Annotated in this window: 21 protein-coding genes; 4 read left to right on the top strand and 17 right to left on the bottom strand. The window is 70.6% G+C overall.

Translation table 11 applies throughout. The features are described from left to right. Positions 1–203 precede the first annotated feature (203 nt). The 4 genes from ACN269_RS23680 to ACN269_RS23665 all read right to left on the bottom strand — a co-directional run bounded on the left by ACN269_RS23680 (position 204) and on the right by ACN269_RS23665 (position 5287). Complete coding sequence (locus ACN269_RS23680; protein WP_334628720.1) at positions 204–797, bottom strand: GTP-binding protein; 594 nt, start codon at positions 795–797, stop codon at positions 204–206. Between the two features lies 1 nt (position 798). Beyond that, a complete protein-coding gene (locus tag ACN269_RS23675) occupies positions 799–1176 on the bottom strand; it encodes a DUF742 domain-containing protein (protein ID WP_357130437.1) in 378 nt (125 codons plus the stop codon). A gap of 98 nt (positions 1177–1274) precedes the next feature. After that, positions 1275–1679 (bottom strand): roadblock/LC7 domain-containing protein, encoded by a 405-nt coding sequence (locus tag ACN269_RS23670; protein ID WP_007455462.1) that lies wholly within the window; start codon positions 1677–1679, stop codon positions 1275–1277. Next, complete coding sequence (locus ACN269_RS23665; RefSeq protein WP_421474477.1) at positions 1676–5287, bottom strand: nitrate- and nitrite sensing domain-containing protein; 3612 nt, start codon at positions 5285–5287, stop codon at positions 1676–1678. Before ACN269_RS23665 ends, ACN269_RS23670 begins: the two co-directional genes overlap by 4 nt. A 502-nt stretch (positions 5288–5789) precedes the next feature. On the opposite strand from ACN269_RS23665, the gene ACN269_RS23660 reads away from it, so the two are divergent. Continuing rightward, positions 5790–6107 (top strand): hypothetical protein, encoded by a 318-nt coding sequence (locus ACN269_RS23660; protein WP_421474476.1) that lies wholly within the window; start codon positions 5790–5792, stop codon positions 6105–6107. 6 nt (positions 6108–6113) lie between these two features. On the opposite strand, the gene ACN269_RS23655 is transcribed toward ACN269_RS23660, so the two are convergent. Together ACN269_RS23655 and ACN269_RS23650 are read right to left on the bottom strand one after the other, a co-directional pair. After that, positions 6114–7187, bottom strand: coding sequence for an adenosine deaminase (locus ACN269_RS23655; RefSeq protein WP_421474475.1), 1074 nt, complete (start codon positions 7185–7187; stop codon positions 6114–6116). A 44-nt stretch (positions 7188–7231) separates the two neighbouring features. Beyond that, on the bottom strand, positions 7232–7645 hold the full coding sequence (locus ACN269_RS23650) for a PPOX class F420-dependent oxidoreductase (RefSeq protein ID WP_421474474.1): 414 nt from the start codon (positions 7643–7645) through the stop codon (positions 7232–7234). 59 nt (positions 7646–7704) lie between these two features. Here ACN269_RS23650 and ACN269_RS23645 point away from each other — a divergent pair, with 59 nt between their 5' ends. Then, positions 7705–8196 carry a MarR family winged helix-turn-helix transcriptional regulator gene (locus ACN269_RS23645; RefSeq protein ID WP_421474473.1) on the top strand — a complete coding sequence of 164 codons (492 nt, stop codon included), beginning with the start codon at positions 7705–7707 and terminating at the stop codon, positions 8194–8196. A gap of 1 nt (position 8197) precedes the next feature. Continuing rightward, the gene (locus ACN269_RS23640) at positions 8198–9256 is read left to right on the top strand and encodes a putative RNA methyltransferase (RefSeq protein ID WP_421474472.1); all 1059 of its coding nucleotides are present in this window, start codon (positions 8198–8200) and stop codon (positions 9254–9256) included. A gap of 2 nt (positions 9257–9258) precedes the next feature. On the opposite strand, the gene ACN269_RS23635 is transcribed toward ACN269_RS23640, so the two are convergent. From ACN269_RS23635 to ACN269_RS23585, 11 genes are all read right to left on the bottom strand, one after another. After that, on the bottom strand, positions 9259–9939 hold the full coding sequence (locus ACN269_RS23635) for a DUF4272 domain-containing protein (protein ID WP_421474471.1): 681 nt from the start codon (positions 9937–9939) through the stop codon (positions 9259–9261). A 90-nt stretch (positions 9940–10029) separates the two neighbouring features. Further along, positions 10030–11310 carry a thymidine phosphorylase gene (locus ACN269_RS23630; protein WP_421474470.1) on the bottom strand — a complete coding sequence of 427 codons (1281 nt, stop codon included), beginning with the start codon at positions 11308–11310 and terminating at the stop codon, positions 10030–10032. A gap of 143 nt (positions 11311–11453) precedes the next feature. Beyond that, positions 11454–12158, bottom strand: a complete 705-nt coding sequence (locus ACN269_RS23625; protein WP_421474469.1) for a cytidine deaminase — start codon at positions 12156–12158, stop codon at positions 11454–11456. A gap of 426 nt (positions 12159–12584) precedes the next feature. Then, on the bottom strand, positions 12585–13862 hold the full coding sequence (locus ACN269_RS23620; protein ID WP_421474468.1) for an ABC transporter permease: 1278 nt from the start codon (positions 13860–13862) through the stop codon (positions 12585–12587). A gap of 3 nt (positions 13863–13865) precedes the next feature. Further along, positions 13866–15218: an ABC transporter permease gene (locus tag ACN269_RS23615; protein WP_421474467.1), complete on the bottom strand. Its 1353-nt coding sequence runs from the start codon at positions 15216–15218 to the stop codon at positions 13866–13868. After that, a complete protein-coding gene (locus ACN269_RS23610) occupies positions 15215–16801 on the bottom strand; it encodes an ABC transporter ATP-binding protein (RefSeq protein ID WP_421476517.1) in 1587 nt (528 codons plus the stop codon). The genes ACN269_RS23615 and ACN269_RS23610 overlap by 4 nt, the downstream gene beginning before the upstream one ends. A 250-nt stretch (positions 16802–17051) precedes the next feature. Continuing rightward, positions 17052–18119, bottom strand: a complete 1068-nt coding sequence (locus ACN269_RS23605) for a BMP family lipoprotein (protein WP_421476515.1) — start codon at positions 18117–18119, stop codon at positions 17052–17054. A 278-nt stretch (positions 18120–18397) separates the two neighbouring features. Further along, entirely contained in the window at positions 18398–18745 is a 348-nt protein-coding gene (locus tag ACN269_RS23600; protein WP_355246136.1) for a hypothetical protein, read from the bottom strand. A gap of 68 nt (positions 18746–18813) precedes the next feature. Further along, the gene (locus tag ACN269_RS23595) at positions 18814–19707 is read right to left on the bottom strand and encodes a sugar ABC transporter permease (protein ID WP_421474466.1); all 894 of its coding nucleotides are present in this window, start codon (positions 19705–19707) and stop codon (positions 18814–18816) included. After that, positions 19704–21344: an ABC transporter permease subunit gene (locus ACN269_RS23590; RefSeq protein ID WP_421474465.1), complete on the bottom strand. Its 1641-nt coding sequence runs from the start codon at positions 21342–21344 to the stop codon at positions 19704–19706. The genes ACN269_RS23595 and ACN269_RS23590 overlap by 4 nt, the downstream gene beginning before the upstream one ends. Further along, positions 21344–22594, bottom strand: a complete 1251-nt coding sequence (locus ACN269_RS23585) for a sugar ABC transporter substrate-binding protein (RefSeq protein WP_421474464.1) — start codon at positions 22592–22594, stop codon at positions 21344–21346. The genes ACN269_RS23590 and ACN269_RS23585 overlap by 1 nt, the downstream gene beginning before the upstream one ends. Positions 22595–22793: 199 nt before the next feature. Here ACN269_RS23585 and ACN269_RS23580 point away from each other — a divergent pair, with 199 nt between their 5' ends. Continuing rightward, the gene (locus tag ACN269_RS23580; protein WP_421474463.1) at positions 22794–23840 is read left to right on the top strand and encodes a LacI family DNA-binding transcriptional regulator; all 1047 of its coding nucleotides are present in this window, start codon (positions 22794–22796) and stop codon (positions 23838–23840) included. Positions 23841–23877 lie beyond the last annotated feature (37 nt).

Raw genomic sequence — 23877 nt, 5'->3', positions numbered from 1 at the left:
TCACGCCGACATGGCTGAGGGCGGGAGTGCGTTCAGGAGCGAACTCGGCGGGCCGCGTCGTCACCGCAGCACTGCCCACGACGCAAAGAATCCTGGAAGGGCCGCAGCGGCCGTTCCAGGATTCTTCGTCGCGTGCGCGTGGGTGCGCAGCATCGCCCGCCCGGTGGCGGCCGAAACCACCACCGGGCGCGGAAGCCTACCGGTCAGGCCGGGGCGACGGCGCGGGTACGACGCATGGTGAGCACGTACTCGACAAGCGAGATCAGCACGTGCTTCGTCGACTCCCGGTTACGGGCGTCGCAGGCCACCACCGGCACGTCACTCGAGATCGCCAAGGCGTCCCGGACGTCCTGCGGGTCGTGGTACTGCATCCCGTCGAAGCAGTTGATGGCGACCAGGTACGGCAGCCGCCGGTGCTCGAAGAAGTCGATCGCCGCGAAGCAGTCGGCCAGCCGGCGGGTGTCCACCAGCACGACCGCACCGATCGCACCCCGCACCAGTTCGTCCCACATGAACCAGAATCGGGTCTGACCCGGCGTACCGAACAGGTACAGGATCAGGTCACGGTCGATCGAGATCCGGCCGAAGTCCATGGCCACCGTGGTCGTCGTCTTGCCCGGCACCTGCCGGGTGTCGTCGACGCCCACGCCGGCCGAGGTCATGATGGCCTCGGTGGTCAGCGGCGTGATCTCCGAGACCGAGCCGACCAGCGTCGTCTTACCGACGCCGAATCCACCGGCGATAACGATCTTCGCCGACGTCACGCGCCCACTCGGGGTCGGTGGGCGGTGCGACATGTCAGAGCCTGCGAAGTCCACTCAGCACCCTCTCCAGCAGTTCAGTGCCCACCGCGTCGTCGGAGTCGTCCAGGATGGTCGGCTCGTGGACCGCGACCAGGCCGTCCGTCGCCATGTCGGCGATGAGCACCCGGGCCACACCGAGCGGCAGCTGCATCCGCGCCGCGATCTCGGCGAGCGATTGCACGCGTCCGTCACACAGCGCGGCAATGTACTGGTGTTCGCGGCCCTGGCCGCCGCTGCCATTGGCAGTGGCCCGGCCGCGCACCGTCGTCTCGACGAGCGCCTCCAGCGCGATGTCGAGCCGGGGACGGGTTCGACCACGGGTCACGGCGTATGGACGGACCAACGCTCCGGTCGGTTCGTCACGATCGGCCATGTCGCCGCTCACCTCCTTCGCACCCCGTACCGGCTCCCACCGGTGGAACTCGTCGTTCTTGTCGTATCAGTTGCGCCGACCGCACGATCGGCGAGACGTCAGCCCAGCATGCCCGCGGCCGCGCGCGGCTGCGGGGTCAGGGCGTCGCCCACCCGGTCGACCAGTAGCGCCATCTCGTAGCCGACCTGCCCGACGTCGGAGCTGCGGGCCGCCAGCACGGCGAAGGACGAACCATCCGAGATGGACATCAGGAACAGGAAGCCATTGTCCATCTCCACGACGGTCTGCAGCACCGCGCCTCCCTCGAAGCAGCGGGCCGCTCCCTGGGTCAGGCTGACCAGACCGGACGCGATCGCGGCGAGCTGGTCTGCCCGGTCCCGCGGCAGGTCCCGTGACGACGCGAGGAGCAGGCCGTCCGCCGAGACGGCGACCGCGTGTGCGACACCCGGCACCCGATCGGCGAAGTTGGCCAGCAGCCAACCAAGATCCTGCGTAGTTGTCATCCTTCTTGCTCCTTCTGCCCGCTCCCGGCCGCTGAGCCTGAGCCAGACTGCGAGGATTGCTGCCCTCCCGGAGTCTCCTCCGGGCTGGTCGGGTTGTCCGAGGTGCTACGCCCTCGCTGCACGCCCCGATGGTAGGCGGAGAGCAGGCCACGGACCGCCTCCGGGGAGCGCCGCTGGACCGAGGTGACGGGCTTCTCCACCGCGCCCGGCACCAGCTGCGCCATCGGCTTGCGCTTGGGCAGGCCGGTCGTGGTGGTCTCGTTCACCGGCACCGCGCTGGCCGCTGCCGAGGCGGCACGCCAACCGTCGTCGGCGGCGGTCTGCCACCCGTTGCTCGGCGATTGGGGCCGGCGGTTCGGTAGGCCCTCGGCGAGATCGGGGCGTGGGCCGCCGTTCGCTGTCGCCCCGTTGTCCCGCGGCGCTCCTCCGGCCGTCGGAGTGTCTGCCATCGGTGCGTTACCTGTCGTTCCGGGTGGTGTCTTGGCTGCCCGACCGGTGGCATCGACCGTGGCGAACTGCTGGGTCGCGTCGCCGCCGTTCGTCGACGGCGCGGCGCTGGCCTCCTCCGGACCCGGACGGCGGGTACGGAACCAGGCGGACTCGAGCTCCCGGAAGATCGGCAGCTCCATGGTCTCGTCCGCGTACCGCTGACGGTTCTGGGCCTGCGGCTGCTGCGGCGCCGGACGGGCCGACGCCTGGGCCTGCGGGACCGGCATCGACGCCTGCGGGGCAGCGACCGGCGGCGCCTGCGGCGCGGGAGCCGGCGGCTGGACCGCGGTGGTCGGCTGCTCGCCGGGGCGCGGCACCCGGGGCAGCTCCGTCGTCATGTCCAGGGCGGCGGCGAGCCGCTCGGGCACCGGCGGGGTCTGCGTGTCCCGCTCGCCGCCGGGTACCGGCGGCCAGGCCGGCGGCGCCGGAGTGCCGGGCGCCGGTGCGGGCGGGGCGGACCGGGGGGTGAAGCCGCTGAACGACTGGCCGGAGACCGGCGGCGCCGAGTACGGCTGACCGGAGGCCGGAGACGCCGAGACGGGCGCGGCGGACACCGGCGGACCGGCGTACGGCTGACCGGAGGCGGGCGCGGCGGACACCGGCGGACCGCCGTACGGCGCACCCGAGTAGGGCTGGCCGGAGTACGGCTGGCCGGACGCGGGCGAGGCGGAGACCGGCGCGCCGGAGTAGGGCTGGGCGGAGACCGGCGGCGCCGAGTACGGCTGTGCCTCCGGGCTGCTGGGCAGCTGCCGGGGGATGGTCGGCTGCTGGCCACCGTTCGGCTCGTCGCCGGCGCGGCGCTGCGGCAGCGGGTCGATGGACTGCCCGTTGGCCGTCCGGGGGGTGAACCCGTCGCCGCCGTTGACGCCGTTCGTCGCGCTCGCGCTCGCGCCGGTCAGGTCCGACCAGGCGGGCATCGAGCGGTACCCACCGGTGTTGGCGGGCGTGCCGGAACCGTTGCGCGACGCGGGGTCGAACGGCCGACCGCCGAGGGTGACCTGGTTGCCGGACTCGCCGGAACGTGCCCCGTTGCCCAGCGCGGGCAGCGCGCCGAGGACCGGCGACGGCGCGGCGGACTGCGGCCCGGCGGCGGGCAGGGCCGGCGGCTGCTGGACCCGGCCGGAGAGCGCCCGGGGTACCAGCACCGAGGTGGGCAGGGTCACGTCGGCGACCGTGCCACGGTCGGAGCCGGGACGCAGCTCGACGCGCACGCCGTGCCGCGAGGCCAGGCGGGCGACCACGACCAGGCCCATCATCCGGGAGACGGCCACGTCCACCTGGGGCGGCGTCGCGAGCTTGTCGTTCAGCTCGTGCAGCTGCTCGCGGCTGATGCCGATGCCGCGGTCCTCCACGTAGAGCGAGGCGCGGTCACCGACCCGGCGGGCCTCGACCATGACCTGCGAGTCCGGCGGGGAGAACGCGGTGGCGTTGTCGAACAGCTCGGCGACGAGGTGCACGAGGTCGTTGACCGCGTGCGCGGCGACCTCGATGTCCCGGTCGATGACGCCGAACTCGATCCGGGTGTAATGCTCGACCTCGGACTGCGCGGCGCGCAGCACGTCGATCAGTGCCGCCGGCTCACGCTGCACGCGGGTGGAGTCGGCGCCGGCGAGCACGAGCAGGTTCTCGTCGTTGCGCCGCATCCGGGTGGCCAGGTGGTCGAGCTGGAACAGCTCGGCCAGCCGGTCCGGGTCCTCCTCGCCGCGCTCCAGCCGGTCGAGGTGCCCGATGAGGCGGTCGACCAGGATCTGCGAACGACGGGCCAGGTTGACGAACATGGTCGCGACGGAGGCGCGCAGCGCCGCCTGCTCGGCGGCCGTGCGGACGGCTTCCAGGTGGACGGCGTTGAACGCCTCGGTCACCTGGCCGAACTCGTCCTTGCTGCGGACCGGCAGCGGTTCGGCGATCTGGTTGGCCAGCTGCACCGGGGAGAGCTGCCCGACGACCTGCGGGTCACGCAGTCGGGCCACCGCCTGCGGCAGGCCGTACTGGGCGACGGAGAGGGCGCCCTGGCGTAGCTCGCGCAGGGACCGGGCCATCGAGCGGGCGACCAGGTACGCGAAGAGGATGGCCAGGAGCAGCATGCTGAGCAGCAGGCCGGTCTCCAGGAACACCTGGCGCTGGACGTCCGACCGGATGTTGTCGGCCTCGGCGACCACGTCACCGTCGAGCTTCGTCTCGACTGCGCGGATCAGCTTGGCGTTGGCCGTCATGGCCGACTCCCACTGGTCCGGGCCGAACGGGGCGCCGCGCATGTCGCCGGTGGTGTTGCCGTCGATCCAGCCGATGTAGTTCTGCGCCTCGCGCCGGTCACCGCCGGCGACCGTCTGGTCGTGGAACTTCGCCTCGTCGGAGCTGGCCACGGCCTTGAAGCTCTGCAGCGCCTGCTGCTGACCGGTGCCGCTGGCGATGTAGTCGGTGCGCAGCGCCGGGGTCATCCGCTGACCACCCTGCACACCGAGCGCGCGGTGCACGACGACCCGCCGGAGCGACAGGAACTCCTTCTCCCGGGCGACCGCTGCCGCGGCCCGCATCCGGTCGCTCAGCTCGTTGTTGCCGGCGAGTTGGGTGGCCGAGTCCCGGATGGCGAGCAGGTCGTTGATCAGACCCTCGTACGCCTGGACGGCCTCGGCGAGCTTGAGCTTGCCGTTGAACACCTGGCTGCGGACGCCCGGCAGGTCCTTCAGGCTCTGGTCGATGCCGCCGAGCACGCCCTCGAGGCTGCCCGGCAGGTCCTCCACGTCGCCCCGCTGCTGCCGGTAGGGGGTCATCGCCTGGTCGACCCGGGTGTTCGCCCGGTTGTAGGCCTCCTGGTACTGCGCCTTCGGCTGCGTACCGGTCGCCTGCAGCAGCAGGACGGCGGAGGTCCGCTCGTCCTGGAGTTTGTCGACCAGGTCACCCGAGTAGCTCGACAGGTTGGCCAGGTCGCCGGCCCGGTTGGCATTGTTGAGCGTCTCCAGGTGGTCGACGAGACCACTGGTGCCCACAACGACCGTGGCGATGGTCGGCACGATCATGATGAGACCGAGCTTGGACCAGATCGGCATGTCCCGGAGTCGACTGGCCGGCCGGCGCAGTCGCGACAGGAAGGAGCCCGCCGTCTTTGGCCGTTTGCTCACGTCACCGCCCTCGCGATTACAGCTTGAACGCGTTGCCCCGGGCAACGCCCAGCGACCGACCCGGCGGGTCGGACCCCCGAGATTCCATCACGCCGCTCGACAAGAAGAAAGCCCAGGTTGTCACCGGCCGAGAGTGTGATGAGATGTTGATGCGATTTGATAGCAGTCCGTCTGGCCGGAGTAACTGAAGGTAATGGATCATCCCCACCGCGTTGTCCTGCTCGCCGGCCCCTCAGGCTCCGGAAAGTCGTACATAGCGCAGCAAACCGGCCTGCCTGTGCTGTGCCTCGACGACTTCTACAAAAACGGCGATGACCCTACGTTGCCGCGACGAAACGGCCAGGTCGATTGGGAATCCCCGCAGTCCTGGGACGCCCTGACGGCCGTCGAAACGATTGCGCGCCTGGCCCGCGAGGGCCGTGCCGATGTGCCGGTTTATGCGATCGGCGCGGATCGACGGGTGGCCACCCGGCCATTTGATGTCGACGGATCGCCACTTTTCGTGGCCGAAGGGATTTTCGCCGCCGAGATCGTCGAGGAGTGCCGCCGCCGCGGGCTGCTCGCCGGGGCGTACGCGCTGCGTCGCCCACGCGGAGCGACGTTCCTGCGTCGGCTGGCCCGGGACCTGTCCGAGCAGCGCAAGGCGCCCCGGGTGCTCATCCGGCGCGGCGTGGCCCTGCTGCGGGCCGAACCCGAGGTGCTGCGCCGCCAGACGGGGTTGGGCGCCGAGGCGGCCCGGGCCCGGGAGGTGCTGCGTCGGGTGGCCGGCCTGCTCGCCGGCCACCACACCCACCACCGACCGGACCACCCGCGCGGCTGACGCGGGTCAGGCCAGCAGCTTGGCGTACGCCGGCTTGATCACCTCGTCGATGATCCGGAGCCGCTCGTCGAACGGGATGAAGGCGCTCTTCATCGCGTTGATGGTGAACCACTGCAGCTCACGCCAGCCGTAGCCGAACGTCTCCACCAGCAGCGACATCTCCCGTGACATGGACGTGCCGCTCATCAGCCGGTTGTCGGTGTTGACGGTGGCCCGGAACCGCAGGTCCCGCAGGAGGCCGATCGGGTGCTCGGCGATCGAGGCCACGGCACCGGTCTGCACGTTCGACGACGGGCACAGCTCCAGCGGGATCCGCTTGTCCCGGACGTACGCGGCCAGCCGGCCGAGCGTGCCGTCCGGGGCGATGTCGTCCACGATCCGTACGCCGTGACCGAGCCGGTCCGCGCCGCACCACTGGATCGCCTGCCAGATCGACGGCAGCCCGAACGCCTCACCGGCGTGGATGGTGAAGTGGAAGTTCTCCCGCTGGAGGTACTCGAAGGCGTCCAGGTGGCGGGTGGGCGGGAAGCCCGCCTCGGCGCCGGCGATGTCGAAGCCGACCACCCCGGTGTCCCGGTGCCGCACGGCCAGCTCGGCGATCTCCTGCGAGCGGGCCGCGTGCCGCATGGCGGTGAGCAGTGTCCCCACCCGGATGGTCAGACCCGCCTCGGCGGCCTGGGCGTTCCCCTCGGCGAACCCGGCCAGCACGGCCTCGACGACCTCGTCCAGGGTCAGGTCCCGCTCCAGGTGCTGCTCGGGAGCGAAGCGGACCTCGGCGTAGACGACGCCGTCGGCGGCCAGGTCCAGCGCGCACTCACGCGCCACCCGGCGCAGCGCCGGCCCGGTCTGCATGACCGCCACGGTGTGCGCGAACGTCTCCAGGTAGCGCTCCAGCGACCCGGAGTCGGCGGCCTCCACGAACCAACGGCCGAGTGCCTCGGGGTCGGCGGTGGGCAGCTCGTGCCCGACCTCGGCAGCCAACTCGACGATCGTCGCGGGACGCAGCCCGCCGTCGAGATGATCGTGTAGCAGCGCCTTCGGAACCTTGACGATGTCCTCGTACCGGATAGTTGCGACCATGCTCAGACCCTAGTCAGCTTGCGGGGGCCGGCCACGCAGCACGCTCATCCGGGCCAGCCGTAGACGCGGTCGACGGCGAGTCGCAGGACCAGCCGCCCGTCGGCGACCATCGCGACGCGGTAGTCCGCCCAGTCCGGATGGTCGCCGCGGATCCCCCGGTAGACCTCGACCAGTTCGTCGACCGTCGCGTCGCCGGTTGCCGTTGCCGGTTCGGTGAGCGTCACCGTCCCCTCGGCGACCGCGTACGCGCCGCCGTCCGGCGTGGTCACGTGGAAGCTGGCCCGGGGGTCGCGGCGCAGGTTGCGCACCTTGGCCCGGTCGCCCGTGGTGGAGCAGCGGATCAACCCGGGGTCGGCCAGGTAGTCGAGGTTCGACAGTTGGGGTCGACCGTCGCGGCGCAGGGTGACGAGCACGCCACGGCCACGGGTGCCGAAGAGGTCCCACAGATTAGTTGACATGTCATCGACCGTAGGAGGCGATTCGATGACATGTCAACCAAGACGCTAGGCTGAGCGGCATGGACGCGACCCGGTGGCTGGACGAGCGCCAGGACCGTGCCTGGCGGGGCTACCGCCGGATGCGTCGCCTGCTCGACCTGGAACTGGCCCGGGAGCTGACCCAGGACGCCGGCCTGTCCGAGCCGGACTACGACGTGCTCTCCGACCTCTCCGAGACGCCACAGGGCCGGCTGCGTCTCAGCGAACTGGCGGACCGGATGCTCTGGTCCCGCAGTCGGCTCTCCCACCACCTGACCCGGATGCAGCAGCGCGGCCTGGTGACCCGGGAAGAGTGCCCGGACGACGCCCGCGGCGCGATCGTCGTGCTCACCCAGGTCGGTCGGAACGCCATCGAGGCCGCCGCCCCCGGCCACGTGACCGCCGTCCGGCAGCACTTCCTCGACCTGCTCACCCCGGCCGAGGTCGAGGCGCTCGGCGCGTTCACCCACCGGGTCGTCGACCACCTCGCGCAGAGCCGCGCGCCCCGCCCCCGCCGGGGCCTGGAGGCCTGACGTGGACCCGCGCATCCTCGACCGGCTGAGCTGCCCGGTCTGCGGCGAATCGCTGACCGGGACGACCTCCGGTACCGCCCGGGCGCTGCGCTGCCCACGCCGGCACACCTTCGACGTCGCGCGTCAGGGCTACGTGAACCTGCTCACCGGTCGGTCGCCGCACGTCGGCGACAGCGCCGAGATGGTCACCGCACGCGCCCAGTTCCAGGCCGCCGGCCACTACGACATCATCTCGGCCGCGCTGGCCGCAGCCAGCACTGAGGCGGTCGCGCGACTCCGCGCGACGCCCACCGCACCCCCTCCTGCCGCCCCGCCGGAGACAGCCCCGCGACCGGGCACGACGCCCCCCGCACCCCCTGCTGCCGCCCTTTGCTCTGCTTACACCGACGCAACACTTTCCGCACCGCAGTGTCGCGTGGAGGTAAGCAGAGCAAAGGACGCAACAGCAGGGGTACGCGCCGAACCGGCGCGCGCGGACTCTGACGCGTACCCCCTGGTGGTGGACGTCGGTGCGGGCACGGGCCGCTACCTCGGCGCGGTGCTGGCGGCGCTGCCGGACGCCGTGGGTCTGGCCCTGGACGTCTCCAAGCCGGCGCTGCGGCGCGCGGCGCGGGCGCACCCGCGGGCGGCCGCGGCGCTCGCCGACACCTGGCAGCGGTTGCCCCTGGCCGACGGCGCGGCGGCCGTGCTCTTGAACGTGTTCGCTCCACGCAACGGCCCGGAGTTCCACCGGGTGCTCGACCGCGAGGGCACGCTGCTGGTGGTGACGCCCGCCGCCGAGCACCTCACCGAACTGGTGGACGCCCTGCGCCTGCTGCAAGTGGACCCGGACAAGGCCGACCGGGTGGCCGCGACCCTGGGCGGCCACTTCACGCCGGTCAGCTCGACCGTGCACCGCGCGGAGCTGGCCCTGACCCGACCGGAGGTCGCCACGCTGGTCGGGATGGGGCCGAGTGCCTGGCACACCGACCCGGCCGCGCTCGCCGACCGGCTGGCCGCGCTGCCTGAGCCCGTCCGGGTGTCCGTGGCGGTCCGACTGGACGCCTACCGGCCCCGCTGACCTCAGGTGGAGAGGTCGACCTCTTCCCAGCCGGGCGGCTCGTCGTGGTACGGCCCGCGCAGGATCACCGCCCACTCCAGCGCCCAACGTCGCTGCCCGATCGCGTTGGCGTCGACCAGGCCGGGCAGCGGGCGGCCCATCCGCTCCGACTCCAGGTACGCCCAGTCCAGGCAGTAGTGCAGGTCGAGCAGGGCCGCCGCGTCGGCCGGATGCTGCGGCGCGGCGAGGATGCGTGACTGCCAGTGCCCGAACGTCTCCCCCTCGGCGATGTGCGGCAGCCGCTCGACCAGCCGCTCGTCCACCGACAGGGTCGGGTCGAGCTGCTTGCTCAGCCCCAACACCCAGGTGAGCGCGAAGAGCGCGTCGTGGTGCAGCACGAACGAGCGGTGGTCACCCTTGCCGCCCATCACGAACTGCCACTCGGGCGGGGTGACCATCTCGACCAGGTGCGAGCCGAGCAGCCAGCTCATCGCCGCCTGCGGGGGCATCCCGAAGCAGCGGGCCAGGATGAGGTGCAGCACCGCGATGCGCGCCTCGATCTCGGCCCGGGGACGCAGCTCGATCGCGTCACCCGGCTCCCACACGAGCGGAAACTGGGCCGGTGGCAGCGGCAGACCGAGCCGGGACAGCTCGTCCAGGCTCGCCTCACGCACCTCGCGGGGGTCGGGGGCAGGTACGGTCACGGGGCAACTTCCTGTCTGCACGCGACGCCTTTGGCCTGCGACAATAGCGCTCCCAGGTGACCGGCACCATGCCGGCCCGCCCCTGTTTGGTCAGCTGATCCGCTCGATGACCAGAGGCGTGCCGGCCGGCGCGGTCGGTGCAATCTGCACCGCGCGAGTTGCCTCCGCCAGAGCCGCCGGAATTCGGGTCGAATCCTCCGCGCGCAGCTCGTACAGCGGGTCGCCGGCCCGCACCGTGTCGCCCGGCCGCCGATGCAGCACCACACCGGCCGGCACGCTGACCGGGTCCTCCTTGCGGGCCCGGCCCGCCCCGAGCCGCCAGGCCGCAACCCCCATGGCGTACGCGTCGACGGCCGCCACGTATCCGTCCCGGTCGGCCCGGACCACCTCGACCTCGCCGGCCGTCGGCATGGGCGCGTCCGGGTCGCCGCCCTGCGCCCGGATCATCGCCCGCCAGGAGTCCATCGCCCGCCCGTCGCGCAGGGCGGCCTCCGGGTCGGCGTCCGGCAGGCCGGCGGCGTCGAGCATCTCCCGGGCCAACGCGAGGGTCAGCTCCACCACGTCGGCGGGCCCACCCCCGGCCAGCACCTCGACCGACTCGGTCACCTCGACGGCGTTGCCGATGGCCAGGCCCAGCGGGGTCGACATGTCGGTGAGCAGAGCGACCGTCCGTACGCCGTGCGCCCCACCCAGCTCCACCATGGTGCGGGCCAGCTCGCGTGCCTGGTCGACGGACTTCATGAAGGCGCCCGAGCCGACCTTGACGTCGAGGACCAGCGCGCCGGTACCCTCGGCGATCTTCTTGCTCATGATCGAGCTGGCGATCAACGGGATGGCCTCGACGGTGCCGGTGACGTCGCGCAGCGCGTACAGCTTCCGGTCGGCGGGGGCGAGCCCCGCGCCGGCCGCGCAGATCACCGCGCCGACCTCGCCGAGCTGGCTGATGAACTCGTCGTTGGTCAGCGCAGCACGCCAGCCCGGAATGGACTCCAGCTTGTCCAGCGTGCCGCCGGTGTGCCCGAGGCCGCGCCCGCTGAGCTGCGGAACGGCGGCGCCACAGGCGGCGACCAGCGGGGTGAGCGGCAGCGTGATCTTGTCGCCGACGCCGCCGGTCGAGTGCTTGTCGACGGTGGGGCGCCGGACCGCCGAGAGGTCGAGCCGTTCACCGCTGGCGATCATCGCGGCGGTCCACCGGGCGATCTCCGGGCCGGTCATGCCGTTGAGCAGGATGGCCATGGCCAGCGCCGACATCTGCTCGTCGGCGACGACCCCCCGGGTGTACGCGTCCATCACCCAGTCGATCTGCGCGTCCGACAGCACCCCCCCGTCCCGCTTGCTCCGAATAACATCAACAGCCGCAAAACCACTCATCAAAAGATCTTTCCTAGTCTGTTGCAGATCCCGACCCACGGCAGTCCATTACGTCGGGGCGGGGGCCGACCGTGCCCGGCGCAGGGATCAAGCCTGACCGCCCGAGGCCGGGCACGGTCGGCCCCCGCCCCCAACCGCAACCACTAAGACCACCGAACCGGGATCTCGGCAGGCGGCTCCCCCTCGCCGGCCCAGAAGATCGTGCCGGTCTCGTCCACCACGACGACCCGGGGCGTCCGGGCCATCCCCCAGGTGATCGCCTCGGCGGGATCGTCCCAGCTCGGTGCCTCCTCCAGCACACCGGTCTCGGCGCCCACGTCGTCACCGGCCGACCGCTCCCAGTACGCCGTCCAGACCTGCTGCCCGGCGGACATGTCCGGGTGCACGAAGACGGTGCCGCGACCGCGCCAGGCGGCCAGCCGCTCCGGGACGACCGGCACCGGCGTCTCACCGGTCACCGCCTCCAGGTCCTCCACGCCGAAGGCGTGTGGCAGCAGCTCGGCCATCCGCAGCGGCCGGGTCTTCGTCTCGATCAGACACTCCGGGCCGCCGTGCTCCCAGAGCAGTTGCCGGCACCGGCCGCACGGCATCAGCGGCTCGCCGGTGGCGTCGACGCAGGAGAGTGCGACGAGCCGACCGCCACCGGTGGCGTGCAGGCTGGACACCACTCCGCACTCGGCGCAGAGCGTCACCCCGTACGCGGCGTTCTCCACGTTGCAGCCGACCACGACGCGACCGTCGTCGACAAGTGCGGCCGCGCCGACGGGAAAGGTCGAGTACGGCGCGTACGCGTGCCGCATCGCCTCGACGGCGGCAGCGCGGAGACCCGCCCAGTCAATGTCGGTCATGCCGCCATTCTGCCCAAGCGGCCCAGGTCAGGCGCGGGCAGGGCGGGGTCCGCGACCTCGGCTACCCACGGCCGGAGGGGTGCACGGTGATCTCACTGCCGCGCAACCACTGGTCAGGCGGAGCAACTGTTCGTCAACCGGCCCCACTCCGCGATCTTGCAGTTTGTGTCCCGACATAAGGTGCATTCCACTCATATAGCCAACAGAAAGTGGAAGATCGGCGCGAGGGCGGGGCATTACCGATCTTCGACGATCGGCCTGCGGTACGGAGCCCAGGCCACGAAGCGATCGAACACTCGCGTGGGCTTGGACCGTCTGCGCTGCGCACCACTTCGACGACGTACCCGCAGAGGGTGTTGGTGGGCGCGGACGGCGAGCACCGCGTCGTGCCCGGCAGGTGAGTCCTGCCGGGCACGACCGTCGGTGTCAGCCCTTGATGTACGGCTTGCCGTCGGCGGCGGGCGCCCGGACCCGGCCGACCAGACCGGCGACCGCCAGGATCGTCGCCAGGTAGGGCAGCATGGCCAGGAATTGGCTGGGAATCGAGCTGTTGATCGCGCTCAGGTAGGTGGCGAGCTGGTCGGCGAAGCCGAAGAAGAGCGCGGCGAGCAGCGCCCCGGTCGGGTTCCACCGACCGAAGATGAGCGCGGCCAGCGCGATGAAGCCCTTGCCGCCGATCATGTTCTTGGTGAACGAGTAGAGCGCCAGCGTGTACGACGCCCCACCGATACCGGCGACCACACCGGCCAGCAGCACGTTGCGGTAGCGCACCCGGAGCACCCTGACACCCAGCGTGTCCGCGGCGATCGGGTGCTCGCCCACCGACCGGGTCCGCAGCCCCCACCGGGTGCGGAACAGCCCGATGTGGATCACCAGCACCAGCAGCAGGCCCAGGTAGAGGAAGATGTTGCCGCGGAACAGTGCCGGCCCGAGCACCGGGATGTCCTTGAGCAGCGGGATCTCCCAGTTGCTGAAGCGCGGCGCGCTGTTGTACTTCTCCGCGTCGGTCTGCATCAGCCGCTCGTAGAGGAAGCCGGTGACGCCGACCGCCAGCAGGTTCAGCACGATGCCCATGACGACCTGGTCCACCAGGTAGCGAATGGCGAAGATGGCCAGCAGCAGCGAGATGAACGCGCCACCGATGGCGGCGGCGACCAGACCCACCCAGACGTTGCCGGAGAGGCTGCCGAACAACGCGCCGCTGAACGCGCCCATCAGCAACTGGCCCTCGATGGCTACGTTGACCACGCCGGACCGCTCGCAGAGCACACCGGCGAGCGCGCCGAAGATCAGCGGCAGGGCCAGGATGAACGTGCCCCGGATGATGTTGACCAGCGGCATGAAGTTCTGCCCGGTCGGCGCGGCGGAGACCTGCCAGCAGAGGAACGAGAGCACGAAGGCGACCAGCCCGACGCCGAGCACCGGCAGGAACCAGCGCTTCGGCACTCCGGCGAGCAGGGCCGCACCGGCGGCGATCGTGATGATCCCGAACAGGATCGCGCCGATCGTGCCGTTGATCTCCAAGGCGGCACCGGCCGCGTCGTCGCTGAGCGTGAACCGGGCCTGCTGGTCGGTGGCGAGCGCCCCGAACAGCACCGCCGCCAGCAGGCCGAGCGCCGTCAGCGTGAGGCCGACCTTGCGGGTCCGGGTCCAGAAACCCTCGTCGACGCCGACCGCGACGTCGGGGACAGCCATGGTGGACATGCGTTACCAGCCCTTCGCCAGGCTCGTCTGCAACCGGGCGGCTCGTGCGGCCCGGAGCTGGAAGATCGCCTTCACCAGGGCGGGCGCGGCGATGAAGATGACGATCAGCGCCTGGAGCACGGTCACCAGCTCCAGCGAGATACCGGAGTACGACTGCATCCGGTTACCGCCGGCCTGAAGCGCGCCGAACAGCAGCGCGGCGAGCAGCACTCCCCACGGCTTCACCCGGCCCAGCAGCGCCACCAGGATGCCGTCGAAGCCGATCTGCGCCACCACCAGCGGCGTCAACGCGCTGGCGGTGGAGCCGAGCACCATGTTCGAGCCGCCGAGACCGGCCAGCACCCCGGAGAAGACCATGATCAGGATGTACGTCCGGGTGACGCTGATGCCGGCCGTCCGCGCGGCGTCCGGGTTGGCGCCGACCGCCCGCAACTCGAAGCCGAGGGTGGACCGGTTGAGCAGCCAGGCGACCGCCCAGGTGGCCAGCACGGCGAGCAGGATGCCGGCGTGCACGCGCAGGTTGTCACCGAGCAGGCGGGGCAGCTGCGCGGAGGTGTCCACCGCCTTGCTGATCGCGTCGGGCCGGGTCGGATCCTGCACGCCGTTCTGCACGATGAGCCAGGTCAGGAAGTACGTGGCGACGTAGTTGAGCATGATCGTGTTGATCACCTCGTGGGCGCCCGCGCGGGCCTTGAGGATGCCCGGGATGAAGCCCCAGATCGCCCCGCCCAGCGCGCCGGCGAGCACCGCCACCAGCAGGTGCAGCCCCGGCGGCAGCGGCAGCAGGAAGCCGGCCAGTGCGGCCAGGATGACGCCGACGGTCGCCTGCCCCTGCGCGCCGATGTTGAACAGGCCGCCCCGGAAGGCCAACGCCACCGCCAGGCCGGTGAAGACCAGCGGCGCGGCGTACGTCAGCGTCTCGGAGATCGGCGCCAGCACGGCCTGCCAGCCGTTGCTGCCGTTCACCCAGCCGGAGAACGCCTCGGGGTCGAAGATCGAGCCCTTGAACAGGTTGGCGTACGCGTCGCTCACCAGCGTCCAGCTCGAACTGAACGCGTCCGAGGGGCGGGCGGTGATGTAGGTGTAGGTGTGCAGCACGTCCGGATCGGAGACGATCATCAACACCGCGCCGACGGCGATCGCCAGCACCAGCGACAACAGGGTCACCGTGAAGGTGTTGGCCGCCCAGAGGTTGTCCAGGAAGAGCCGGCCCAGCGACGGCTTCGGCTCCGGCGTCTTCTCCGTGGTGGTGGTCGTCTCGGCCCGCTCGGTGTTGCCGAGGGCGTTCTGCGCCGCCTGCGCCTCGCTCGCCGGCTCCTTGTCCGGAGAGCCCGACTGCGGATTGGGGTTGGTCATGCCTCGTCCTCGCTCGCGGGGCCGTCGGCGCGCGCCGGACCCCCGTCGGCCACGCCACCGGAGGTAGCCGTGCCGGGCTGGGCTGCGGTGCCGGCGGTGGTCGCGTCGGGTTCGGCCGGTGTGCCGGCGGTGGCCGCGTCCGGGTGGATGCCGGCCATCAACAGGCCGATCTCCTCACGCGGGGTGTCCGGGCCGACGATGCCGATGATCCGTCCGCGGTACATCACCGCGATCCGGTCGGCCAGCCCGACCACCTCGTCAAGCTCGCTGGACACCACCATGACGGCGGTGCCGACGTCCCGCTCGTGGATGATCTGGCTGTGGATGAACTCGATCGACCCGACGTCCACGCCACGGGTCGGTTGGGCGGCGATGAAGAGCTTCAGCGGCCGGGACAGCTCCCGCGCCACGATCACCTTCTGCTGGTTGCCGCCGGAGAGGGTGCCGACCGCCGCCTCCGCCGATGAGGTACGGACGTCGAACTGCTCGATCCGCTCCTTGGCCGAGGACGCGATGGCGTCCGGCTTGAGGGCGAGCCCGGCACCGAACGGCGGCCGGTCGTAGATGTCCAGCACCAGGTTCTCGGCGACGCTGAACTCCTTGACCAGGCCGTCGACGCTGCGGTCCTCGGGCACGTAGCCGACCCCGGCCCGCAGGACCTTCTTGGTCGTCCAGCCGTCGATCCGGTCACCGCCCAGGCTGACCGTGCCGGCGAGCACCGGGCGCAGACCCATGATCGCCTCGATCAGCTCCGTCTGGCCGTTGCCCTGCACGCCCGCCACGCCGAGCACCTCGCCCGCCCGTACGGTCAGGTCCACGCCGTCGACCGCCCGGATCTGCCGGTCGTCGTCGACGACCAGCCCGGCCACCTCCAGCACCGGCTCGCCCGGGGTGGCCGGCGACTTGTCGACGGTGAGTCGCACGCTACGGCCGACCATCAGTGCGGCCAGTTCGTCCCGGCTGGTCTCCGGCGACGCCGTGCCGACCGTCTTGCCGCGCCGGATCACCGTGATCCGGTCGGCGATCGCCTTGACCTCGCCGAGCTTGTGGGTGATGAAGACGATCGACTTGCCGGCCGCCTTGAGCGACCGCATGACCGTCAACAGCTCGTCGGTCTCCTGCGGGGTGAGCACCGCGGTCGGCTCGTCCAGGATGAGCAGGTCCACGTCGCGGGTGAGCGCCTTGACGATCTCCACCCGTTGCTGGATGCCGACCGGCAGGTCCTCGATCACCGCGTCCGGGTCGACCCGCAGGTTGTAGCGCTCGGACACCTCGGTGACCTCGCGTCGGGCCCGCCGCCGGTCCAGGAAGCCGGCGATGCCGCCCCGGACCTGTTCCGCGCCGAGCATGATGTTCTCGGCGACGGTGAACACCGGCACCAGCATGAAGTGCTGGTGCACCATGCCGATCCCGGCCGCGATGGCGTCGGACGGCCCCTTCAGCTTCAGCGGCGTGCCGTCCACCACGATCTCGCCCTCGTCGGGCTGGTAGAGCCCGTAGAGCACGTTCATCAGGGTCGACTTGCCCGCGCCGTTCTCGCCGAGCAGGGCGTGGATCTCTCCAGGCTCCACCGTCAGATCGATGTGGTCGTTGGCGACCAGATCACCGAACCGCTTGGTGATGCCGCGCAGTTCGAGTCTCAGCGCAACCTCCTGGAGTGCGAGCGATGGTGCAGCCTAGCTGCCGTCGGGCGGACCGGAACGGCCCGGCCGACGCGGTGCGCGATCGGCCGCTCCGGACCCCACGGTCACCCGCGGGGGCCGAAGCGGCCGATCGGTCGTACCTGTGCCCCGCAGACCTTCCGATGATCTCACCGGAGCGGTCCGCCGGACGTCACTTGGTCGGCTGAGCCTTCGAGGTGACGGTGATGGTGCCGGCGGCGATGTCCGCCTTGATCTTGTCGACCTCGGCCTTCAGCTCGGCCGGAACCTTGCCGTCGAAGTCGTGGTACGGGGCGATCGAGACACCGGTGTTGGCCAGGGTGCCGACGAAGCCCGGGTTGGCCTGGAGCTTCTCGCCACCGGCGGCCTTGACGACCGCCTCCTTGACGGCCTCCGGGATGTTCTTCACCACGGTGGTGATGATCGCGGCGCAGTCCGGGGTGCTCTCGCAGCCGTCGACGTCCACCCAGATGGTGTTGTACTTGCCGCCGGAGGCCTTGGCCGCCGCGGTGGTGCCGAGGCCGGAGCCGCCGGCGACCGGCATGATGATGTCCGCGCCCTGGGCGACCAGCGCGTCGGAGACCTTCTTGCCCTCGTCCTGCTTGGCGAAGTCGTTGGTGAAGGAGCCCTTCTGGGTCTCCTTGTTCCAGCCGAGCGCCTGGACGTTCTTCTTCTTGGTGGTGTTGTAGTACGCCACGCCGTCGACGAAGCCGTCCATGAAGATCGTCACCGGCGGGATCGGCAGGGCGCCGTAGGTGGCGACCTTGCCGCTCTTGGTCATCCCGGCGGCGAGGTAACCGGCCTGGAACGCGGCCTGGGCGGTGTCGAACTGCATCGGGTAGACGTTGGCGTCACCCGGCTTGGCGTCGACGATGCCGAACTGCTGGTTCGGGTTCGCCTTGGCGATCTTCGAGGTGGCGTTGGCCATCAGGCCACCGACCGCCAGGATGAAGTCGCACTTCTGGTTGACGTACTGCGTCAGGTTCGGCTCGTAGTCGGCCTCGGCCTTCGACGCGACGTACTTGATGTCGATGTTGTCGTTGGCGGCCTTGGCCTCCTGGAGACCCTTCCAAGCGGACGCGTTGAACGACTTGTCGTCGATGCCGCCGACGTCGGTCACCATGCAGGCGCTGAACTTCTTGGCGCCACTGCCGGCGTTCTTGTCATCATCCGGGGCCTCGCCACACGCGGCGGCGCTGAGCGCGAGCCCACCCACCGCGAGGATCGAAGCGATCCGCATCCCACGCACCGAGCGCAAGACGTCTCCTTCCCATTGCACACCGCGCCTAGTGCGGTGGCAGCCCATCAGCCGACCTGCGGGTGTGCCGCCGGCTGTCCCACGTTACGGACGGGAGCGTACGCCCGCGCCCACCCACCGGCCGACAATCGTGCACGACTGTTGGGTGCCTGTTACCCGGGTGTAACCCTTGCGTGGGGCACATCACTCTTCGTGCTGCTAACCGAGCCCCAAGGTGTCGCCGAAGTCCGTTTTTCGGGGTGCGGCTCCCCCCTCGGACGCTACCGCCAAAAGACCGCCACTGCCGCGTTCACCAGGGTCAGGCCGACGATCGCGAGGAAGTGGCCACGGTTGACCACGTCCCGCTTACGGGAGAAGAAGACCATGACGAAGATCAGCAGCGCGATGACCAACTTCGTCACAAGTTTCGCCGGGTCCGGCTCGGCGTCACCGCCACCGCGCAGCGGCGCGGAGAGCCCGAGGCCGGTGAGCAACTGGATCACGGCGCCCCAGAGCATGGCGGCGTTGATCCGCAGCTTTCCGCTGACGTACTGGGCGATCGAACCGCCGAGCAGCAGGGCGAAGCCGATCAGATGGACATAGAGGAGGATGAGTCGCAGTGCTTCCACGGCACCCATCCTCCCCTATCAACGACACTTCGTAGTAGTGGGGCCGACCGATCGGCGCGTCGAGGGGTTCATCCCTTGACCGCTCCGGAGGTGAGGCCGGAGACGATGAAACGCTGGAGGAACTGGAACACCAGCACGGTCGGGATCGCGGTGAGCAGGGTGCCGGCGGCGAAGATGCCGAAGTTGGTGTTCCGCTCGGCGCCCTGCAACATGCCGCGCATGCCGACCGCGAGGGTCTTGGCGTCCGTGTCGGTGAGGAAGACGCTCGCCATCAGGAACTCGTTGATGGTGTTGATGAAGGCGAGCAGCCCGGTCACCGCGAGGATCGGCGCCACCAACGGCAGCATGATCCGGAAGAAGACCTGCGCGTGCGACGCGCCGTCCACGGTGGCGGACTCGTCCAGCTCCCGGGGCAGGGTGTCGAAGAAGCCCTTCATCAGCCAGGTGTTCACGCCCAGCGCACCACCCAGGTAGAGCAGCAGCAGACCCCACGGGGTGTTGAAGCCGACGGCCGGCCACAGGTCGGTGATCGTGCCGAAGATCAGGAAGATCGCCACGATCGCCAGGAACTGCGGAAACATCTGGATCAACAGCAGCGACAGCAACCCCACCCGTCGACCCTGGAACCGCATCCGGGAGAAGGCGTACGCCGCCAGCGCCGAGAGGAACACCGAGGCGAACGCGGCGCCACCGGCGATGAGCAGCGAGTTCAGAAACCAGTGGGCGAACTCGGTACGCGCGAACAGGTCCCCGAAGTTCTCGAACGACACCCCGGCGGTCGGCACCAACTCGGTGGACGAGAGGGTGCCGAGCGGGTTGAGCGCCGCCGAGACGACGAAGACGAGCGGGAAGAGGCTGAACAGCACGCCGAGCAGGCCGACCAGGTGCCGCCAACCGACCTGGGTGAGCCAGCGGCTCCTCCGCCTCCCCGTCGGGCGGCTCGGGTTGATGAGCGTCCTCACGCGTACACCTCCTCCTGTTGACGGCTCCGCCGGAAGCTGATCGCGGACACCACGGCGACGATGGCGAAGATGAACAGCGAGATCGCCGCGGCGAAGCCGAACTGTGCCGCCTGCCCACCGAACGCCAGCCGGTACGTGTAGGTGATCAGCAGGTCGGTGGCCCCGTTGCTGGGGTTGTCCGCCGGGAACGGCGCCCCCTCGGTGGTCAGGTAGATCGCGTTGAAGTTGTTGAAGTTGAACGCGAACGACGAGATCAGCAGCGGCGAGAGCGCGACCAGCAGCAGCGGCAGGGTGACCGCACGGAAGGACTGCCAGGGTGAGGCCCCGTCGACCGAGGTGGCCTCGGTCAGCTCCCGCGGGATGGCCTGGAGCGCGCCGGTGGCCACCAGGAACATGTACGGGTAGCCGAGCCAGAGCTGCACCAGGATCACCGCGGCGCGGGCCGTCCAGTCCTGGCCGAACCAGTCGACGCCGAGCCCGAACAGGTTGTTGATCAGCCCGAAGTCGGTGTTGAACATGTCCCGCCAGACCAGCAGCATCGCGAACGACGGCATGGCGTACGGCAGGATCAGCAACATCCGGTAGAGGTTGGTGCCCCGCATCCGGGGCGAGTGCAGCGCAAGCGCGATCAGCAGACCGAGCGCGAAGGTGCCGCCGGTGGAGCCGATCGCGAAGGCGAAGTTCCAGACCAGCGTGCCGAGGAACGGCCCGGAGATCCGCTCGTCGGTGAGTACCCGGGTGAAGTTGGCCAGCCCGACGTTCACCTTCCACCCCTGGGCCAGGCGCTCGCCGTCGGCGGCGACGAACGCGCCCGCCGCGCCGTCCGCGGTCCAGGTCCTGCCGGTGTCGCTGTCCCGGACGCAGTCGCAGCCCGCGTCGTACGCCCGCACGGCCTTGCCCTCGTACGCCCGGGACAGGCCGGACGAGCGCAGCGCGCCCCCGGCGGTCGGCACCACCAGGTCGGTGATGTCCCTGCTGCGGGCGCTGGCCTGACCGACGTTCAGCACGGTGTAGCCGTCGGCGGCGGTGACCTTCCCGCCGGCCGCGACGGTGACCGCACCGGGGTCGAGCGGACGCAGGCCGCCGCTGTCGCCGACGGAGACGGTCCCGGTCGCCAGGTCGGTGACCAGGAAGACCAGGGCGCCGGTGGCGGGATCGCCCTTCGTGGCGACGGACAGCGGGTACTGGGCGGAACCGGGGACCTGCCGCACCGAGCTGCTCTGGATCGCGACGATCGCGTCGTCCTTGCTGCCCCGATGGCCGTCACCGAAGTTGGTGAAGGCCGTGCTCGCGGTGTAGAGGACCGGCACGATCTGAAAGGCGATGAGGAAGAGGGTGCCCGGGACGAGGTACTTCGCCGGGACGTGCCGGCGCCCCACGTACAGGTAGAACAGCGCGGCGGTGGTCAGTGCCAACACCGCCAGCCCGATCCACTGTTCGGCGTCCACGAGCGGGAACGCCGCCCAGATCGCGATGCCGGCCACCAGGCCGAGCAGGATCACCTTCGCGGCGAGACCGGCCGCGGTGATCGGCGCGTGGTTCCGCGCGGTACGCAACGTGCGCGGGGACCCGGTGCCCACGGGCCCCCGGCCCGGGGCCTGCTGGGCAGTCCCCGGGCCGGACAGCGGCGTACTCATTACTTGATCGAACCGGCGATCGTCCTGCCGGCCGCGGTGACCGTGCTGGTCGGGTCGGCGCCGCCGATGACGGCGGCCTCCGCCTTGCCGAACGGGTCCCAGATCGCGGCCATGGCCGGGATGGCCGGAAGCACCTGGCCGTTCCTGCCGGCCTCGATGAACTTGGCCAGGTCCGGGTCGCTGCCCTTGACCTGGTCCAGCGCGGCGGTCAACGCCGGCGGGCGCGGGTCGGCCTGGTAGAGCGCCACCGCCAGTTCCGGCTTGGCGACGTGGTTGACGACGAACTCCTGGGCGAGCGCCTTGTTCTTGCCCTTGGCGGCCACGTAGAAGGACTGGACGCCGATGAACGGAGCGGCCGCCTTGCCGCCGGCGAAGCCGGGAACGGCGGAGATGTCGTACGCGATGCCGGCCTTCTTCACGTCGGCGGTGGCCCACGGCCCGGAGACCAGGAAGGCGCACTTCCTGCCGGTGAAGGTGGCGGTCGCGTTGGTGTCGGCGATGGAGCGCTTCAGCACGCCCTCGCCCTTCTCGCCGAGCGCGGCGATCTTCTTGAACGCGGCGATCGACTCCGGCTTGCCCACGCCGAGGTCCTTCGGGTCGTAGTCCCCGTTCGCGGTGGTGCCGAAGAGGTAACCGCCGGCCGAGGCGTACAGCGGGTAGATGTGGTAGGCGTCGCCCTTCTGTCCGACCTGGAGGCAGAGCGTCTCGGTGACCTTCTTCTGCGCCTTGAGCTGCTTGCCCGTGGCGACCAGGTCCTCGATCGTCTTCGGGGCCTCGGGGGCCAGCTCGGTGTTGCGGATCAACGCCAGGTTCTCCTGCGCGTACGGCACGCCGTAGAGCTGGCCGTTGAAGGTGACGGCCTTGACGGCGCTCTCGCTGAAGGCCGCCTTCTGCTCCTCGGGGAGCTGCACCGGATCGATCGCGCCGTTCTGGACCAGGTTGCCGATCCAGTCGTGCGCGCCGATCACCACGTCCGGACCGCCGCCCTGACTGGACACGGTGACGAAGTTGTTCTGGAGGTCCTCGTTCGGGACGGCCTGCACCTCGACGGTGACGCCGTTCTCCTGGCCGAACTTCTCTGCGAACGGCTTGAGCGCCGCGGTCCGCTTGTCGTCGGCCCAGATCACCAGTTTGCCGCCGGCGGCCGTGGGGGTTTCCTTCGTGGCCGGCTCGTCGCTGTCGCCACCGCAGCCGGAGGCGGCGAGCGCCAAGCCGAGAACGGCGACCACACCCGCGGTACGGATGCGCATCGGTACTCCTGTCGTCATGGCGGGTCCGCCGGGGGAAGGACGCCCCGCCAGTGGGAAAGCTGAAAGTTCTTGCTGATCGGCGCAGCGATTCTGCGCCGCCACCCTCATATGTTGCGGGGACGTTAGCAAGACGTTGCAGATAATGGAAGGGCTTGCAGAGAGCCCCGCAAGAACTTGCCGGTGGGCTACAGTGCCGCACATGCGCGCTCGACTGTCCGACATCGCCCAACAGGCCGAAGTCAGCGAGGCCACGGTGTCGCGGGTGCTCAACGACCGCCCTGGCGTGGCACCGGAGACCCGGCAGGCCGTTCTCACCGCCCTCGACGTGCTCGGCTACGAGCGACCGGCGCGACTGCGCAAGCGCAGCGCCGGCCTGGTCGGCCTGGTGGTGCCGGAGCTGGACAATCCGATCTTCCCGGCGTTCGCGCAGGTCATCGAGTCGACACTGGCGCAGAGTGGGTTCACCCCGGTGCTCTGCACCCAGACGGCCGGCGGCGTCACCGAGGACGAATACGTGGAGATGCTGCTGGACCGGCAGGTCTCCGGGATCGTCTTCGTCTCCGGCCTGCACGCCGACACCGCCGCCAACCACGACCGCTACCGGGCGCTGATCGCCCGCCCGTTGCCGGTCGTGATGATCAACGGGTACGTCCCCGACGTCGCCGCGCCCTTCGTCTCCTGCGACGACCGGGAGGCCGCCGACCTGGCGGTGGCCCACCTCGTCGCCCTGGGACACCGGCGGATCGGTCTGATCACCGGTCCGGACCGGTTCGTGCCGGTGCGGCGCAAGGTGGTCGGCTGGCGGGCGGCGATGACCCGGCTGGCCGGCGTCGCCGAGGCCGATCTCGCCCCCCTGGCCGAGCTGACGCTGTTCGGTGTGGAGGGTGGCGAGGCGGCGGCCGGCCGGCTGCTCGACCGCGGTGTCACCGGACTGGTCTGCGGCTCCGACCTGATGGCGCTCGGCGCGGTGCGGGCGGCCCGCCAGCGTGGTCTGTCCGTTCCGGGCGACCTCTCGGTGGTCGGCTACGACGACTCGCCGCTGATGGCCTTCACCGACCCGCCGCTGACCACCGTGCGGCAACCGGTGACCGCGATGGCGGTGGCCGCGGTCCGGGCCCTGGTGGACGAGATCAACGGGCACGGCGCCCCGCACTCCGAGTACCTGTTCCGCCCCGAACTGGTCGTCCGCGGCTCCACCGCAGTGGCCCCGGCCGCCGTGCGGTTTCCTTACGCAAGATCTGCTTGACTCTTGCAAGGGCGGGCGGCATATTGCTGGCACAGCC

It is taken from the genome of Micromonospora sp. WMMD736, assembly GCF_049179015.1.
In the GTDB taxonomy this organism is placed as follows: Bacteria; Actinomycetota; Actinomycetes; order Mycobacteriales; family Micromonosporaceae; genus Micromonospora.
Note: the sequence above shows the minus strand (reverse complement) of the source record. Positions and strands in the feature narration are given on the sequence as shown.